General features: G+C 71.0%; 13 protein-coding genes. 9 read left to right on the top strand and 4 right to left on the bottom strand.

What is annotated here, in order from left to right:
• Positions 1–51 precede the first annotated feature (51 nt).
• Together ACXJ1Y_RS11270 and ACXJ1Y_RS11265 are read left to right on the top strand one after the other, a co-directional pair.
• Complete coding sequence (locus tag ACXJ1Y_RS11270) at positions 52–960, top strand: histone deacetylase family protein (protein ID WP_463846372.1); 909 nt, start codon at positions 52–54, stop codon at positions 958–960.
• Positions 961–1,109: 149 nt separating this feature from the next.
• Positions 1,110–1,277 (top strand): hypothetical protein, encoded by a 168-nt coding sequence (locus tag ACXJ1Y_RS11265; protein WP_463846371.1) that lies wholly within the window; start codon positions 1,110–1,112, stop codon positions 1,275–1,277.
• On the opposite strand, the gene ACXJ1Y_RS11260 is transcribed toward ACXJ1Y_RS11265, so the two are convergent.
• Positions 1,278–1,727: a hypothetical protein gene (locus ACXJ1Y_RS11260; RefSeq protein ID WP_463846370.1), complete on the bottom strand. Its 450-nt coding sequence runs from the start codon at positions 1,725–1,727 to the stop codon at positions 1,278–1,280.
• A 135-nt stretch (positions 1,728–1,862) separates the two neighbouring features.
• On the opposite strand from ACXJ1Y_RS11260, the gene ACXJ1Y_RS11255 reads away from it, so the two are divergent.
• Complete coding sequence (locus ACXJ1Y_RS11255) at positions 1,863–2,039, top strand: hypothetical protein (protein ID WP_463846369.1); 177 nt, start codon at positions 1,863–1,865, stop codon at positions 2,037–2,039.
• Positions 2,040–2,042: 3 nt separating this feature from the next.
• Here the strand turns inward: ACXJ1Y_RS11255 and ACXJ1Y_RS11250 are convergent, their stop codons facing one another.
• From ACXJ1Y_RS11250 to ACXJ1Y_RS11240, 3 genes are read right to left on the bottom strand one after another with little or no spacing between them, the layout of a single operon-like run.
• Positions 2,043–5,330 (bottom strand): error-prone DNA polymerase, encoded by a 3,288-nt coding sequence (locus ACXJ1Y_RS11250; protein WP_463846368.1) that lies wholly within the window; start codon positions 5,328–5,330, stop codon positions 2,043–2,045.
• Complete coding sequence (locus tag ACXJ1Y_RS11245) at positions 5,327–6,805, bottom strand: DUF6504 family protein (protein WP_463846367.1); 1,479 nt, start codon at positions 6,803–6,805, stop codon at positions 5,327–5,329. The genes ACXJ1Y_RS11250 and ACXJ1Y_RS11245 overlap by 4 nt, the downstream gene beginning before the upstream one ends.
• Positions 6,771–7,478 (bottom strand): ImuA family protein, encoded by a 708-nt coding sequence (locus ACXJ1Y_RS11240; protein ID WP_463846366.1) that lies wholly within the window; start codon positions 7,476–7,478, stop codon positions 6,771–6,773. The genes ACXJ1Y_RS11245 and ACXJ1Y_RS11240 overlap by 35 nt, the downstream gene beginning before the upstream one ends.
• Positions 7,479–7,895: 417 nt before the next feature.
• Between ACXJ1Y_RS11240 and ACXJ1Y_RS11235 the strand changes: the two genes are divergently transcribed.
• The 6 genes from ACXJ1Y_RS11235 to ACXJ1Y_RS11210 are packed head-to-tail and all read left to right on the top strand — an operon-like array spanning position 7,896 to position 15,412.
• The gene (locus tag ACXJ1Y_RS11235) at positions 7,896–8,150 is read left to right on the top strand and encodes an acyl carrier protein (protein ID WP_463846365.1); all 255 of its coding nucleotides are present in this window, start codon (positions 7,896–7,898) and stop codon (positions 8,148–8,150) included.
• Positions 8,147–9,310 carry an acyl-CoA dehydrogenase family protein gene (locus ACXJ1Y_RS11230; protein WP_463846364.1) on the top strand — a complete coding sequence of 388 codons (1,164 nt, stop codon included), beginning with the start codon at positions 8,147–8,149 and terminating at the stop codon, positions 9,308–9,310. The genes ACXJ1Y_RS11235 and ACXJ1Y_RS11230 overlap by 4 nt, the downstream gene beginning before the upstream one ends.
• The gene (locus ACXJ1Y_RS11225; RefSeq protein ID WP_463846363.1) at positions 9,310–10,278 is read left to right on the top strand and encodes an amino acid--[acyl-carrier-protein] ligase; all 969 of its coding nucleotides are present in this window, start codon (positions 9,310–9,312) and stop codon (positions 10,276–10,278) included. The genes ACXJ1Y_RS11230 and ACXJ1Y_RS11225 overlap by 1 nt, the downstream gene beginning before the upstream one ends.
• A gap of 6 nt (positions 10,279–10,284) precedes the next feature.
• A complete protein-coding gene (locus ACXJ1Y_RS11220) occupies positions 10,285–11,253 on the top strand; it encodes a DUF1839 family protein (protein WP_463846362.1) in 969 nt (322 codons plus the stop codon).
• A gap of 3 nt (positions 11,254–11,256) precedes the next feature.
• Complete coding sequence (locus ACXJ1Y_RS11215) at positions 11,257–13,692, top strand: glycosyl hydrolase 2 galactose-binding domain-containing protein (RefSeq protein ID WP_463846361.1); 2,436 nt, start codon at positions 11,257–11,259, stop codon at positions 13,690–13,692.
• Between the two features lie 4 nt (positions 13,693–13,696).
• Entirely contained in the window at positions 13,697–15,412 is a 1,716-nt protein-coding gene (locus ACXJ1Y_RS11210) for an alpha/beta hydrolase (RefSeq protein ID WP_463846360.1), read from the top strand.
• The last annotated feature ends 24 nt before the right edge of the window (positions 15,413–15,436 follow it).

Genomic DNA, 15,436 nt, shown 5'->3' with positions numbered 1-15,436 from the left:
TGACGCGGTGCAGCTCCCTCCGGCGTCCCCCTTCGGCACGTTGCGAGAGGCATGCGACCCCCCATCTGCTTCCACCCGGCCTACGAAGCGCCGCTTCCCGATGGCCACCGGTTTCCCATGCGCAAATACGGGCTCCTGGCGGAGACGCTGAGGGCGCGCGGGCTCGTGCCCGACGGGTTCGTCGAGCCGGAGCCGGCGAGCGCGGCCATGCTCGAACGCGCGCACGACCCGGCTTATGTCGCGTCCATCCTTGCCTGCGACGTGCCGAGGGCCGTCGAGCGGGAGATCGGATTGCCCGTGAGCGAAGCGCTGGTCCGCCGCTCGCGGGCGAGTGTCGGCGGCACGGTGCTGGCGGGCCGGCTTGCACTCCAGCATGGGTTCGCGGGAAGCGCGGCCGGCGGAAGCCACCATGCCCGGCGGGCGCAGGGCGCGGGCTTCTGCGTGCTGAACGACGTGGCGGTGGCGGCGCTGACCCTGCGGGAGGAGGGCCTGATCGGCCGGGCGATGGTGGTCGATCTCGACGTGCATCAGGGCGACGGCACCGCCGATTGCCTGAGCCGCGAGCCCGACCTGTTCACCCTCTCGGTCCATTGCGAGCGGAACTACCCGTCGCAGAAGATACCGGGCGATCTGGATATCGGCCTGCCCGATGGGCTCGACGACGGCGCGTATCTCTCGGTGCTGGACGCGCGCCTGCCGCCGCTGCTCGATGCGTTCCAGCCGGACATCGTCTTCTACAATGCGGGGGTGGACCCGCACCGGGACGACAGGCTCGGCCGGCTGAACCTGTCGAACGAGGGCTTGCGGGCACGCGACCGCTTCGTGGTCCGCTCGGCCCGGGTGAGGGGCATCCCCATCGTGGGGGTGATCGGCGGCGGCTACTCGACCGATGTCGAGGCCCTGGCCGGGCGGCATGCCCTGGTCTTCGAAGCCCTGGCGGCCGAGGCGGAACTGGGTTGAGGCTTCCCGGCCACGGTGCTTGTGCAATGCGGTGAAATCGTTCCGTCGTAAGGTTTTGAGAAGGTGCGGACCCGAGGATCACGGTTACGACGCCCGGTGCCGATGGACGGCCTGGGTGAAATCAACCGGGGCGCCGTCGAGGTTCGACCATGTTCGCGCGGAGCTGGGAAGCGATCAAAGCGACACTCGCGGTCGCGGCATTGATCGCGGCCGCCCTGATCTCGGCGGACAAGCTCGATCGCCAGAAGGCGTCGCCCTCGCGGGACGCCGCCCTGGTCGAGCCCATCGTGACGGGGGCGATTCCGTCCGCGCGGTGATCAGCCCGGCGGGATGCGGCCGACCGAGCAGAGGGTCCGCATGGTGCTGCTCGTCGGGTCGGCGTAGCAGCTCGCGGACCAGCCGTTCTGCTGGATGAAGGATTTGCGCCCGTCCGAGACGGCGGTGCGGTACGCCTTCGCGATGATCGGCTCCACCGTCCCGGCCGATTCCCCGGTCAGGATTTCGGAGGCCGTCGAGAGTTCGCGGAAGAACGTGGCCGAGGGCTGCGGCTCCGCCGAGATCGCCTGCACGATGGGCTCGGCCCGGCAGGTCACGTCGAACCGGTTCGGCCCCGGCAGGCGGATGTCGATGCTCGGGCCGGAGCGCTTGCCGACCTTGCCGCCGATCGCCGCCGCGATCTGTCGGGTGAGGTCGTCGCATTCGTCGGCATGGGCCGCGAGGGGCGCCAGGGCGAGGCAGGCGGCGAGGACGATCGGCAGGCGCGGCATGGGGTGTTGGTCCCTTCGGTCTGGCGCCGTTCTGGCGTGGGAAACAGCCGCTGTCGAGGGCTCGCGGCAGCCGCCAGACCCTTGAAACGATGGGCCTCTTTTGCCAAATCACCCCTCCCGCCACAGGAGTGATATATGGCCGAGCAGACCACCGAACAGACGTTTTACGGGCTCACCCTCGCGCAGCACCGCGAGCGCATCAAGAAGCTCGGGGCCGAGAAGGGTCTTCAGGGCGAGCATCTCGAGCGGATCACCGCGAAGGCCCTTGAAATGCTCCCGACGATCCGGCTGGACGAGTCGGCCCAGCGTTGATGTTTAGTGGAAGTCGCGGCTGCGATAGGGTTGCCTTTGGGTCGGCGCCCCGAAATCGGTGGTCTCCGCCGGTAGCCGTAGCCCGGCTTCCCGCAGGTCCCGCAGGGATTCGGTGAGGTCGCGAAACCCCTCGGCGACGAGGTGGACCACCTCTCCGGCCCGCTGGACCCGACCCCGGACCGCCAGGAACCGCCCCTGCATGGCGATCCGGCGGTTCGCCTCGAACACCTTCTTCCACACGATGATGTTGGCGATGCCGGTCTCGTCCTCGATAGTGAGGAAGACCACGCCCTTGGCCGTGCCCGGCCGCTGACGCACCAGCACGATCCCCGCGACCATGGCCCGCGTTCCCTGGGGCAGGGCGGGGTCGAGATGGGCGCGGGCGGTGATGGCGCCGATCCGCGCCAGACGCTCCCGGAAGAACGCCACCGGATGGCCGCGTAGCGACAGGCTGGTCGTGGCGTAATCGTCGGCGACGGTCTCCGAGGGGGCCATCGCCGGCAGGTCCGCCGCAGGCTCGTGCCGGAACAGGCCGTCATCGGCGTGCCATGCGAAGAGCGGCAGCGGCGCGTCCAGCAATTCGGCCCTTCGCCCATTCTCCGCATGCGCCGCCGAGGCCCGGCGCGACAGCCCTTCCAGCGCCCGCACCGCCCAGAGCGCATCCCGCCGCGAGAGGCCGAGCGCCCGGAACGCATCCGCCTCCGCGAGCCGTTCCAGCACGTTGCGGGGCAGGGCGAGGGAGGCCTGCAACCCTTCGATGCTGGCATAGCCGTTGGCCCGCAGCCGCACGAGGCGGCGCATCGCGCCCTCGGGCAGGCCGCTCACCAGACGCAGCCCGAGCCGGACGGCGTGGAGGCGTGGCGTCTCGGTGGGCTCCAAGGTGCAATCCCACTCGCTGGCGTTCACGCAGACTTGGCGCACCTCGACGCCGTGGGCGCGGGCGTCGCGGACGAGCTGCGCCGGCTGGTAGAAGCCCATCGGCTGCGCGTTGAGGATCGCGGCCAGGAAGACGTCCGGGTGGGCGCATTTCATCCAGGCCGAGGCGTAGACGAGGAGCGCGAAGCTCGCCGCGTGGCTCTCGGGGAAGCCGTAGGTGGAGAAGCCGCGGATCTGCGCGAAGCAGCGCTCCGCGAAGGCCTGCGGGTAGCCGCGCCGCGTCATCCCGCCGACGAACTTTTCCGCGAAGCCGCCGATGGAGCCGACATGGCGGAAGGTCGCCATGGCCCGGCGCAGGCCATCGGCTTCAGCCGGGGAGAAGCCCGCCGCCGTGATGGCGATCTGCATGGCGTGCTCCTGAAAGAGCGGCACGCCGTAGGTCTTCTTCAGCACCTCCTCCAGTTCGTTCGCCGGCCCGTGGTCCGGGTGCGGGGCCGGGTATTCCACCGGCTCCTGCCCGCAGCGGCGCTTCAGGTAGGGGTGGACCATGTCCCCCTGGATCGGACCGGGGCGGACGATGGCGACCTGCACCACGAGGTCGTAGAACTCCTTCGGTTTCAGCCTCGGCAGCATCGACATCTGCGCCCGGCTCTCGACCTGGAACACGCCGACGGAATCGGCCTTCGACAGCATCGCGTAGGTGGCCGGGTCCTCCGAGGGCAGGTCGGCGAGCGTCGGGTAGTCGACGCCGTGATCGCGCTTCAGGAAGTCGAGCCCGCGCTTGAGGCAGGTGAGCATCCCGAGTGCCAGCACATCGACCTTCATCAGGCCGAGGACGTCGATGTCGTCCTTGTCCCACTCGATGAAGGTCCGGTCGGGCATCGCGGCGTTGCCCACGGGGACGGTCTCGTCCAGGCGCCCGCGCGTGAGGACGAACCCGCCGACATGCTGCGACAGGTGCCGGGGGAAGCCGATCAGTTGCAGGGCGAGGTTCAGGGCCTGCCGCAGGGCCGGGTTGGCGGGGTCGAGCCCGGCCTGCATGACATGGGCGTCGGGCAGGTCCTTGCCCCAGGACCCCCAGACCGTATCGGCGACGGAGGCGGCCACGTCCTCCGACAGGCCGAGCACCTTGGCGACCTCGCGGATCGCCATGCGCGGACGGTAATGGATCACCGTCGAGCACAGGGCCGCGCGTTCGCGGCCGTAGCGCTCGTAGAGGTGCTGGATCACCTCCTCCCGGCGTTCATGCTCGAAATCGACGTCGATGTCCGGCGGCTCGCCCCGGTTCTCGGAGATGAAGCGCGCGAAGAGCAGCCGGTGCTTCGACGGATCGACGGCGGTGATGCCGAGGCAGAAGCACACGGCGGAGTTGGCCGCCGAACCGCGCCCCTGGCAGAGGATGCCCTTGTCGCGGGCGAAATCCACGATCTGGCTGATCGTGAGGAAGTAATGGGCGAACTTCATCTTTTCGATGAAGGCGAGTTCCGTCGCGAGGGTCGTCTCGACGGAGGCTGGGATGCCGTCCGGGTAGCGCCAGTAGCGGGCGCGGTGCCACGTCTTTTCCGCTAGATACTCCTGGGCCTGCCGGCCGGGGGGCACGGGCTCGTCCGGGTATTCGTAGTGGAGTTGCGACAACTCGAAATCGCAATGGGCGGCGATCTCGGCGGTGCGCGCCAGGGCCTCGGGATGGTCGTGGAACAGCCGGGCCATCTCGGCTTCGGGCTTCAGATGCCGTTCAGCGTTGGCTTCGAGGCGATAGCCCGCCGCGTCGAGGGTGCAGCCCTCGCGGATGCAGGTCAGCACGTCCTGCAGCGGGCGCCTGTCCGGGTGGTGGTAGAGGGCGTCGGCCACGGCGACCATCGGCGTGCCCAAGCGGCGGCCGATCTCGTCGAGGAGCCGCAGGCGCAGGCGCTCGTCCCCCCGGCGGCGATGGCTGGTGCCGAGCCAGACTCGGCCCCTCGCGGCGGCGGCAAGGGCTTCGAGGCGGGCGAGGAAGCCGGCTTGCGGTTCCGGCCGGCGCCCGGTCGGGAGGGCGATGAACACTTGGCCCTCGGCGGCGTCCAGCATCTCGGTGAAGGAGAAGCGGCACTCGCCCTTGCGGACGCGGCGGTTGCCGGCGGTGAGCAGGCGGCAGAGCCGACCCCAGGCCTCCCGGTCCATCGGGTAGGTCAGGGCCTCGAACCCGTCTTCCGTGACGAGGCGCACCCCCGGCACGAAGCGGATCGGCGTGCCGTCCTGCGCCATCTGCAGGGCGGCCGAATGCGCCCGCACCAGCCCGGCAACGGTGTTGCGGTCGGCGATGCCGATCCCCGCGAGCCCGTAAGCCGCCGCCTGGACCACGTATTCCTGCGGGTGCGAGGCGCCGCGCAGGAACGAAAAATTGGTGGTGGCGCCGAGTTCGACATAGCCGCTCACGGGAACATCCCGTGGACGAACCACGCGGCCGGGCGCTCCGGCCCGTGCGGCCCATCCCGGTAGAGCCACAAACGGCGACCGGCCTCGCACTCGATGCGGTAATAGTCGCGCGGCTCGGCCTGCTCGCGCCACCATTCGGGGGCGATGCGCTCCGGCCCCTCGGCGCGGGCGACCCGGTATTCCCGCGCCCGCCAGCGGAAGCGGTGGGGCGGCCCGTCCGGTGCCGTGGCGAAGACGTCCTGCGCGGCCTCGCTCCGGGCGAAGAGCACGAGCGGCCGCGCCGGGAGGATGGCCGGGTAGGGCCGGGGCGGGGCGACCCACGAGACGATGCCCTCGGCCCGTTCGGGGACATGGCTCTCACGCGGGGCGAGGCGCTGAAGCCGCCGGCCGATGCGCTGGGCGATGGTGTCGGCGAGGTTCGCCACACGCTCCCCCGCGCCCGATCCGCCGAGACTGGCCTGTTTCGCGGCCATCGGCTCGGCGGAGGTGACGGCGAGGTCGACCGTCTCAAAGCCGAACCCGGCATCGAGGCCAGCGCCGAGCCGTTCGAGCCGCAGCCCGATCAGGCCGGCGATGCGCTCCGGGCTGCGCTCCGGCCGGGACAGGCCGATCTCCAGACTCCGCAACGCCCCATCGACCCGGTGCAGGGTGAGCCGCAGGGCGCAGGCGCCGAGTCCGGCTCGTTCGAGCCGCGGGGCGATCTCCTCCATGAGGGCGCGCGCGGCGGCGATCACGTCGGATTGCCGCCCGATCGGATCGAGGAAGCCGCGCGCGGCCGAAAAGGAGCGCGCTTCGTCCAGGGGCGCCAGAGGCTCGGCTCGGCGTCCATAGGCCTGATCGAGCCGCAGCAACGGCGCCAGCCCGAAGCGCCGGGCGAGGCCGGAGCGGGGCAGGGCCTCCACGTCGGCGATCCGGCGCAGGCCGAGGCGCCGCAGACCGGCTGCGACCTCTGCATCGAGGCGAAGGGCTTCGACGGGAAGCGGGGCGAGATGCGCGGCGTGCTCGCCCGGCGGCACCAGGGCCGGAGAAGCCCGGCCGCTGCGCGCCAGGGCGAAGGCCGCGCCCATCGTGTCGGCCAACGCCATCCGCGCCGGGATCCGCGACCGGGCGAGGCGTTCGGCGAGGTCATCGAGAAGCGCCGCCTCGCCCCCGTGGAGATGGGACGCGCCCTCGACGTCGATGGCGAGCCCGTGGCACGCCTCGGCCGGGCCGAAGGGCGCGACGATGGGGGCGTAGCGCATCGCCCAGCGGCAGAGGCGGTGCAGGGCATCCCGCTCCGCCTCCGGTTCGGCGGGGTGGACCCGCAGGGGGACGCCGATCCGCGCGCGGACCCGACCGAGCAATTCCCCGACCGCCAGGCCGAGGGCGCGGGCCTGCCCATCGAGGGCGACGAGGCGCAGGCCCCCCGGCCCGACGGCTGCGACCGCGTGCGGGCCTTCCTCAGGGGCGAGCCCGGCCCGCTGCAGCCGCGTCATCGGCCAGTCGCTCAGGCAGATGCAGACGATTCGCGGCACTGTCCCACTCCACCAGCCAGGATCCGCCGCGTCCGTTGCGGCACCGTTCGAGGCGCACCCGCCAGCGCGGGGCGTGAAGGCCGCCGAAGCGGTCGGCCCCGGCCGGGGCGGCGGCGACGCGCCAGCGGGTGGCCGCCCCGTTGGGCAGGCCCGGCCCCGCCCGGCGCAGGACGAGGAGGAGGGGCGGTTCGCCCGTCTCTGCGGCGAGTTGCAGGCGCCGCCCGGCCTTGAGCGGCATCCCCTCGCCCACGAGCCCGATCAGCGCGGACAGGCAATTGGCGTGGAGCGCCGCTTCCAGGGCGCGGAACACCTCCCCGTCGCCCCCCGCTTCCAGCAGCAGAATGCGCCCCGGATCGAGGCCGAGCGAGGCGAGCCCGTGGCCGTAGGGGAGGGGGTGCCCCGAGGACGCGATCATCGCCTCGCCCGGCGCCTCCGCGAGGCGGCGGGCGCAGAGGGCCAGGGCGAAGGCCAAGGCGGCGATGGCGTCGACGGGCTCGGCGGGTACGATCTCGTGAGGCGGCCCCAGGGAGAGCCCGCCGCAGGGGAGGTGCGCGTCGATCACCGGATGCCCGAGGGGCATCACGGCGACGGCGCGGGAGGTCTCGGCGGAAAGCTCCGCGCGAAGCCGGGCCAAGCGGTCCGTTGGGCTCGCCGGCTTGGGGGGGCTCGTCGGCGCCTGTGCCATCGTCATCGGGTCCGGTCATGCTCCGAGATAGGAACATAACGGGAACAAACTCAACCCGATCCTTGGCCGTTCCGGAATCTCATTCCCTGCCAGCGGCTTGGCCTGTGGACTGGTGTGGATGGCTGTGGATGCCCCTCGGGGCTGGGCGATTCCACAACCCTAAGGATGAGATTCTCTCATCTGAGCACCATCTCGGAACGATTCATTCGTGATCGTCTGCGACTATGCCCCCGGAAGAGCAGTCTATTTCGGAATCAGATCTTAACGCGTTCGCGTCAAAAAGCTCAAATTTACGATAGATCATCGTTAGCTTTGACAAGGCGCCAGCGCGGCGTATGACTACAACCTCCAATAGAGGACAGCGCAATGGTTTCCGATGAAGTCGTTCGGGACATCCTTCGGCAGAACGAAGCCATGTCCGGGATCGTAGACAGCCTGGGCGAAGACGAAGACTTGTTCGAGAAAGGTCTCGATTCCTTCGGTTCTGTCCAGCTGATGCTGGCCCTGGAGGAACGCTTCGAAGTCGAGTTCCCGGATACGCTCTTGAACCGCCGTTCCTTCTCGACCATCCGCATCATCCGCGAGACGGTGAGCAAGCTCTCCATGGGAGCCGCCGCGTGATCGACCTCACTCGCCGGGCGAAGCGCGTCGCGGAGGTCGCCGCGCTGCACGCCGATGCGGTCGACCGCGAGGGCCGCTTCCCCGCCGAGGCCGTGGCCGCGCTGAAGGCCGAGCGCCTGCTCGGGCTTCAGGTGCCGAGCCAGTATGGCGGCGAAGGCGCCGGCCTCGCGCAGATCGCGGAGGTGTGCTGCACCCTCGGCCAGGCGTGCAGCGCCTCGGCGATGGTGTTCGCCATGCACCACATCAAGCTCGCCAGCCTCGTCACCCACGGGCTCACCAGCGATTGGCATTGCGGCCTGATGGCCAAGGTTGCGAACGAGCAATTGCTCATCGCCTCCTCGACCACCGAGGCCGGCATCGGCGGCGACCTGCGCAACAGCCTCTGCGCCGTCGAGGCCGAGGGCGACCTGTTCAACCTCGGCAAGGATGCCAGCGTCATCTCCTACGGGGCGCAGGCGGACGTCGTCCTCGTCACCGCCCGGCGCAACCCGGAGGCCCCGACCTCCGATCAGGTCCTCGTCGCCCTGATGCGCGACCAGATGAGCCTGAACCGGACCTCGACCTGGGACACGCTGGGGATGCGCGGCACCTGCAGCGAGGGCTTCCGCCTGGAAGCCAAGGGCGTGCCGACCGTCCAGATCATGCCGAAGCCCTTCGCCGAGATCGCGGCGCAATCGATGCTCGCCTCCTCGCACCTCCTGTGGAGCGCGGTGTGGTTCGGCATCGCGAGCTACGCGGTGGACCGGGCGCGCAGCTTCGTCCAGGGCGAGGCCCGCCGCCGCCCCGGCACGGTGCCGCCGAGCGCCATGCGCCTCGCCGAGGCCGCCAGCGCCCTGCAATCGATGAAGGCCACCGTCCTCTCCGGCCTGCGCAAATACGAGGGCGCCCAGCACGAACCGGACGAGCTCAGCTCCATCGGGTTCGCGGTGAGCCTCAACAACGTCAAGACGACCGCGTCCAGCATGGCCGTCGACATCGTGCAGCGGTCGCTCGGGATCGTCGGGATCTCCGGCTACCGCAACGACACGCCGTTCAGCCTCGGCCGCCCGCTGCGCGACGTGATGTCGGCGCCGCTGATGATCGCCAACGACCGCATCCTCTCCAACACCGCCAACCTCCTGCTCGTGCAGAAGGGCGGCGGCCAGCTCCTGAGCGCCTGATGGACAGCCTGCCCGCCCTCGACGCCGACACCTCCACCGAGGTGCCGCAGGATTCCACGACCGTGGAATCCCCCACCTTCCTCGACCGGCTGTTCGATGCCGGCCTCCTCGTGCGCACCGGTGTGGACGGCCTCTACGGCCGCAGCGGCGCGTTCGAATCCGTCGTCGAGGCCCTGGACCGTCTCGTCTCCCGCCTCGGCGGGGAGGACGGCGCCGAGGTGATGCGCTTCCCGCCGGGCATGAGCCGGGCGACCTTCGAGCGCAGCGGCTACCTGAAGGGTTTTCCGCACCTCGCCGGCACCGTTCACAGCTTCTGCGGCAACGAGGCGGACCATGCCCGCCTGCTGGCCTGCGTCGAGGCCGGCAAGGACTGGACCGACAAGCAGGCCGCGACCGACATCGTGCTGACGCCGGCCGCCTGCTACCCGCTCTACCCGACGGCCGCCGCCCGCGGCCCGCTGCCGGAAGGCGGCCTGCTGTTCGATCTGCAATCCTACTGCTTCCGGCACGAGCCCTCGCTGGAGCCGACCCGGATGCAGCTGTTCCGCATGCGTGAATACGTGCGCATGGGCAGCCCGGACGAGGTGCTGGCCTTCCGCGAGCAATGGCTCGACCGGGGCACCCAGATGATGGCCGGCCTCGGCCTGCCGCTGGCGGTGGACCTCGCCAACGATCCGTTCTTCGGACGCGCCGGCAAGATGCTCGCCAACAACCAGCGCAACCAGAACCTGAAGTTCGAACTGAACGTACCGGTCAACAGCGTCGAGAAGCCGACCGCCTGCCTCAGCTTCAATTATCACCAGGACCATTTCGGCACGACCTGGGGACTCACCCAGGCCGATGGCAGCGTCGCGCACACGGCCTGCGTCGGGTTCGGGCTGGAGCGGATCACCCTCGCGCTGCTGCGCCACCACGGGCTCGACCTCGCCCGCTGGCCGGCGGACGTCCGCGCGACCCTCTGGGGCTGAGCCACAGTGTCCGCCAGCCTCGCCATCCGTGAAGACCGGACGGATGCGCCCGCTCATGCGGCGCATCCGCTCCACGGGCAGGACCGGGCCTGGCCCGAAACCAACTGCTACGTGGATCTCTGGATCGAGCTTCTGCACCATCGCGGGCTTGCCCCGGAGGCGATGCTCGGCTTCACGGTGAGGCAGGATTTCGAGGGCGACCAGTTCACCTTCTTCAAGCCGTCCATGGCCGAGATCGAGGCGCTGTACGGCCTGCGCCTCGATGAGCTCGCGGTCTACGATGGCCTGGAACGGCACGCCCTGATCCAGGCCGCGCGCGGCAGCGTCGTGATGGTGGAGGTGGACGCGATCTTCCTGCCCGACACGGCGGGCACGACCTACGGCCGCGAGCACTCGAAGACCACGATCGGCATCCTCGCCATCGACGAGGCGAACCGCCGCCTCGACTACCTGCACAATGCCGGCCGCTTCGCGTTGTCCGGCGCGGATTACGACGGCATCTTCGCCGAGACCACGCTGCCCCCCTATGCCGAGTTCGTGCGGAACGTCGGCGATCCGGTGCCGGCGGCGCGCCTGCCGCACGTCGCCCTCGACCTGCTGCGGAAGAACCTGCGGGGCGCCCCCCGGCGCAACCCGGTGAGGGCCTTCGCGGGCGCCCTCGCCGAGACCGGCGAGGGGCTGGTCGTTCGCCCGCTCTCGGTGTTCCACAAATACGCGTTCAACACGACGCGCCAGCTCGGCGCTAATTTCGAGATGCTGGGCAGCCATCTCGCATGGCTGACGGCCTCCGGCGCGGGCGATTTCACCGCCGCCGCCGAGTGTGCCACCCGCCTCGGGAGCGAGGCCAAGGCGTTCCAGTTCCAACTGGCCCGCGCCTTCGCCAAGCGCAGCGCCGCCGGCCTGCCGCAGCGCCTCGACAAGGCCGCCGAGACCTACGACGAGGTCTTCGCCGGCCTGCGCAACACCCTGGCCTGAGCCGTGGCCCGGATCCACGCCATCGATGGGGCGCAACCGCGTACCGTCGAAGGCCCGTGGCGGCTGCTCGTCACCGGAGCCGGCGCCTGCGCCGGGCCGGGCGACCTCGACGGCCGGGACGGCTGGATCCCGGCCCCGGTACCCGGCACCGCCGCGCAGGCCCTGCGCGATGCGGGCCGATGGCACGAAGCCGAGCCGGCGCCGCTCCACGACAAGGACATCTGGTACCGCGCGCCGATCCCCGGATCCGGCCGCGAGCGCCTGCGCTTCGAGGGCTTGGCTACGAACGCCGAGATCTGGCTCGACGGCGTGCGGATCCTCGCCACGGACTCGATGTTCCGCCCCTTCACCGCCGAAGCGGATCTGACGGCGCGGAGCGAACTCACCCTCTGCTTCCGCTCGCTCGCCGCCTCCCTCGGCAAACCGCAGAAGCGGGGCCGCTGGCGGCCTCGCCTCGCGACGCCGGGCTCCCTGCGGAACGCGCGCACGAGCCTTCTCGGCTTCATGCCCGGCTGGTCCCCGGTGATCGACCATGTCGGCCCGTTCCGGCCGGTGCTGCGCGAGCCCACCGGCACGCCGGCGGCCGACCTGCGCGCCAGCCTCGCCGGCACCACCGGCCGCCTCGTGGCCCGTCTGAATCTCCCCGGCGGGGAGGGCAGGGCCGTGCTCCGCTGCGACGGCCGCCAAGCCGCCCTCCGCGAGGAGGCGCCCGGCCTCTACGCCGGAGAACTCCTTCTGCCGGACGTCGCGCCCTGGTGGCCGCACACCCATGGCGAGCCGCGCCTGCACACGGTGGAGGCCGAGATCGGCGGGTGCCGCTTCGAACTCGGCCGCGTGGGTTTCCGCGCGATCACCACGACGCGCCCGTTCGAGGAAGGCTTGAGCTTCGCCGTCAACGGCGAGCCCGTCTTCTGCAGGGGCGCCATCTGGACGCCCGCCGACCTCGTGGGCCTTTCCGGTGACCGCGACAGCCTGCGCCCGCTCCTCGACCTCGCCCGCGAGGCCGGGGTGAACATGCTGCGCGTGCCCGGCATCACCCTCTACGAGGCGGACGCGTTCCACGATCTCTGCGACGAACTCGGCATCCTGGTCTGGCAGGACCTGATGCTCGCCAATTTCGACTACCCCCACGACGATCCCGCCTTCCGCGACAGCCTCGCGGCCGAGATCGCGGCGTTCCTCGACCGCACCCAGACCTCCCCCTCGCTCTGCGTTCTCTGCGGGGGCAGCGAGGTCTGGCAGCAGGCTTCGATGCTCGGGCTTCCTCGGGAAACATGGTCGGGCGGCTTCCCCGCCGAGACCCTGCCCGGCCTCGTGGCCGAGGGGCGGCCGGATCTGATCGTGGTGCCGAACTCCCCCTCCGGCGGCGACCTGCCGTTCTCGGTGGATGCTGGCGTCGCGCATTACTTCGGCGTCGGCGCGTATCTGCGCCCCTTCGAGGATGCCCGCCGGGCCGAAGTGGGCTTCGCCAGCGAATGCCTCGCCTTTGCCAACGTGCCGGAGCCGGAGAGCCTGCGCCGCGCGGGCCTCACCGACCCGAACGATCCGCGCTGGCCGGCCGGCGTCCCCCGCGACCGGGGCGCCGATTGGGATTTCGAGACGGTGCGCGACCATTACGTCGCGACCCTCTACGGCGCCGACCCGGCGCGTCTGCGCCGCGACGATCCCGAGCGCTACCTCGCCCTCGGCCGCGCGGCGGTGGCCGAATGCATGGAGGCGACTTTCGCCGAATGGCGCCGCGCCCATTCGCGCACGATGGGCGGGCTCGTCCTGTCCTGGCGGGACATCGCCCCCGGCGCCGGCTGGGGTGTGATTGCGCAGGACGGGCTACCGAAATCGGCGTGGTACGCCCTGAAGCGCGCCTTCCGGCCGGTTCAGGTGATGCTCTCCGACGAGGGTCTGAATGGGCTGCATCTCCACGCCCTCAATGAGACGCCCCGGCCCGTCGAGGCCGTGCTGCGCCTCTCCTTCCTCGATGCCGCCGGCAAGGCGGTGGTGAAGGCCGAGCGTCCCGTCACCCTGGCCCCACGCGGGGCCGTCACCCTCACCTCCGCCGAGATGCTTGGGCGCTTCTTCGATGCGACCTGCGCCTACCGCTTCGGCCCGGCGCAGCACCGCATCGCCCACGCCATCCTGCTCGACGGCCAGGGTGACCTGATCGCGGACGCCTTCCATTTTCCCGCCGGCCGGGACGTGGCGCCCGATTCGACGGGCCTCGTGGCCGAACTCGCCGAGGGACCGGAGGGCTGGAGCCTGCATCTCTCGACCGCGCGCCCCGCGCTCGGCGTGCAGATCGACATCGAAGGACAGGGGAGGCCCGCCGAGAACGGGTTTCACCTCATGCCCGGTCTGCCGCGCAGGATTGCGCTCATCGGCCCCGCCGGTCGCCCGCAGGGCACCGTGCGCACCCTCAACGACGACACTGTGGTGAGGATCTGACGCGATGACGCTCGCCCGACCCAACACCGATTTCGCCCATTCCACCCCGGCCCCGGCCATGCCCGTCACCTTCGATGGAATGCTCGGCTGGTACGGCGCCGGCTTCTCGCGACGGGGCATCGTCCTCTGCGGTACCCTCGGCTACGAGCAGATCTCGGCCGGGCGCGGCTGGCGGCGCCTCGCGTCCGACCTCTCCGCCGCCGGCTACCCGACCTTGCGCTTCGATTACCCGGGCGAGGGCGATTCAGCCGATCCCCCCAGCGCCGACGTCGAGACCCTGGTCGCCGCCATCGGCAAGGCCGTCCGCTTCCTCCGGGAGCAGGGCGGCGCGGAGGAGATCGTCCTCGTCGGCCTGCGCCTCGGCGCGACCCTCGCCGCGATGGCCGCCGAAGAGGGCGGGATCGACCGGCTGGTGCTCCTCGCGCCCTTCGCCTCCGGCCGCGCCTACCTGCGCGAGATGACGATCCGCACCAAGACCATCGACCAATTGCCGGATGGCCGCCCGTTCCCGCAGGACCCGGCGGCGCCGGTCTTCGGCGGCTTCCGCCCAGCGCCCTCCCTGCTCGCGAGCGTCGCCACGGTCGACCTCGCCAAGCGCCCCCCGGCCCCCGTACCGGATGTTCTCTGGCTCGGGCCGGACCCGGCCGGGCTCGCCGCCCGCCTTCGCGCGGGGGGCAGCACCGTGACGACGGGGCCGTTCCCCGGCCTCGCGCCGTTCCTCTCGAACGCCCTGATCTCCGAGACCCCCACGGAGGTCTTTGCCACGGTGGCGGGTTTCGTCGTGCAGGGCGCCCCCGCCTCGTTCGGCAGCCCGAGCCTCGCCCCGCCCGCCTCGCCGATCACCGGACCCGGCTGGAGCGAGAGCGTGATCCGGTTCGGCGACAATGTCGGCATCGTTTGCGCCCCCGAGACGCCCGCCTCGGACACGCCGGCCGTGCTGTTCCTCAATTCCGGGGTGAACCCGCGCTCCGGCTACGGGCGCCAGACCACGGAACTCGCCCGCCACCTCGCCGCCGAGGGTGTGCGCTCGCTACGCATGGACATGCGCGGCGTCGGCGATGCCGAGGATAGGCCGGACAAGGCACCGCCCCTCTACACCCTCGACGCTTTGCCCGAGGCCCGCGCCGGCATCGACCGCCTGGACGACGGCAACGGCGTCCTCGTCACCGGCAATTGCAGCGGCGCCTATTTCGGTTTCCACCTCATCTGCACCGACCCGCGCGTGCGGGCGGCCGTGATCTCGAACCTCTATTGCTTCGATTGGGACCCGGCGAACGACCTCGCGGCGGCCCTGAAGCCGAGCTTCCGCAGCCCGGCGGCCTATGCCTCCCTGCTCCGGCGGAAGGATGCGTGGCGCCGTATCCTGCGCGGCGAGGTGAAGGTCCGCGCCATCGCCGGGCGGCTCGCGGGGGTGGCGATGGGCCGTCTGCGCCAGATCGCGGGGAAGATCGTGCAGCCCTTTCCCTCCGCGACCAGCGTCGCGGGCCGGGTCGCCGCCTTCCGCAAGCGGGGCGCCAAGCTGGTCCTCGTCTACAGCACGGGTGAATCGGGCATCGGCGAGGTGGCGCTCCATCTCGGACGTTCGCCCGCCACCGTGGCCCGGCGCCTCGGCCATCCGATGGTCGTGCTGCCCGACACCGACCACAACATGAGCACGCAGGGTGCTCAGGACCGGATGCGCCGCATCATCACCGACACGCTCGCGTCCACGCGCCGCTGATCGTCGTTCGCCGTATCCAGCGGC

It is taken from the genome of Methylobacterium sp. TK26, from assembly GCF_055361565.1.
This window is presented reverse-complemented; position numbering and strand designations above follow the sequence as displayed.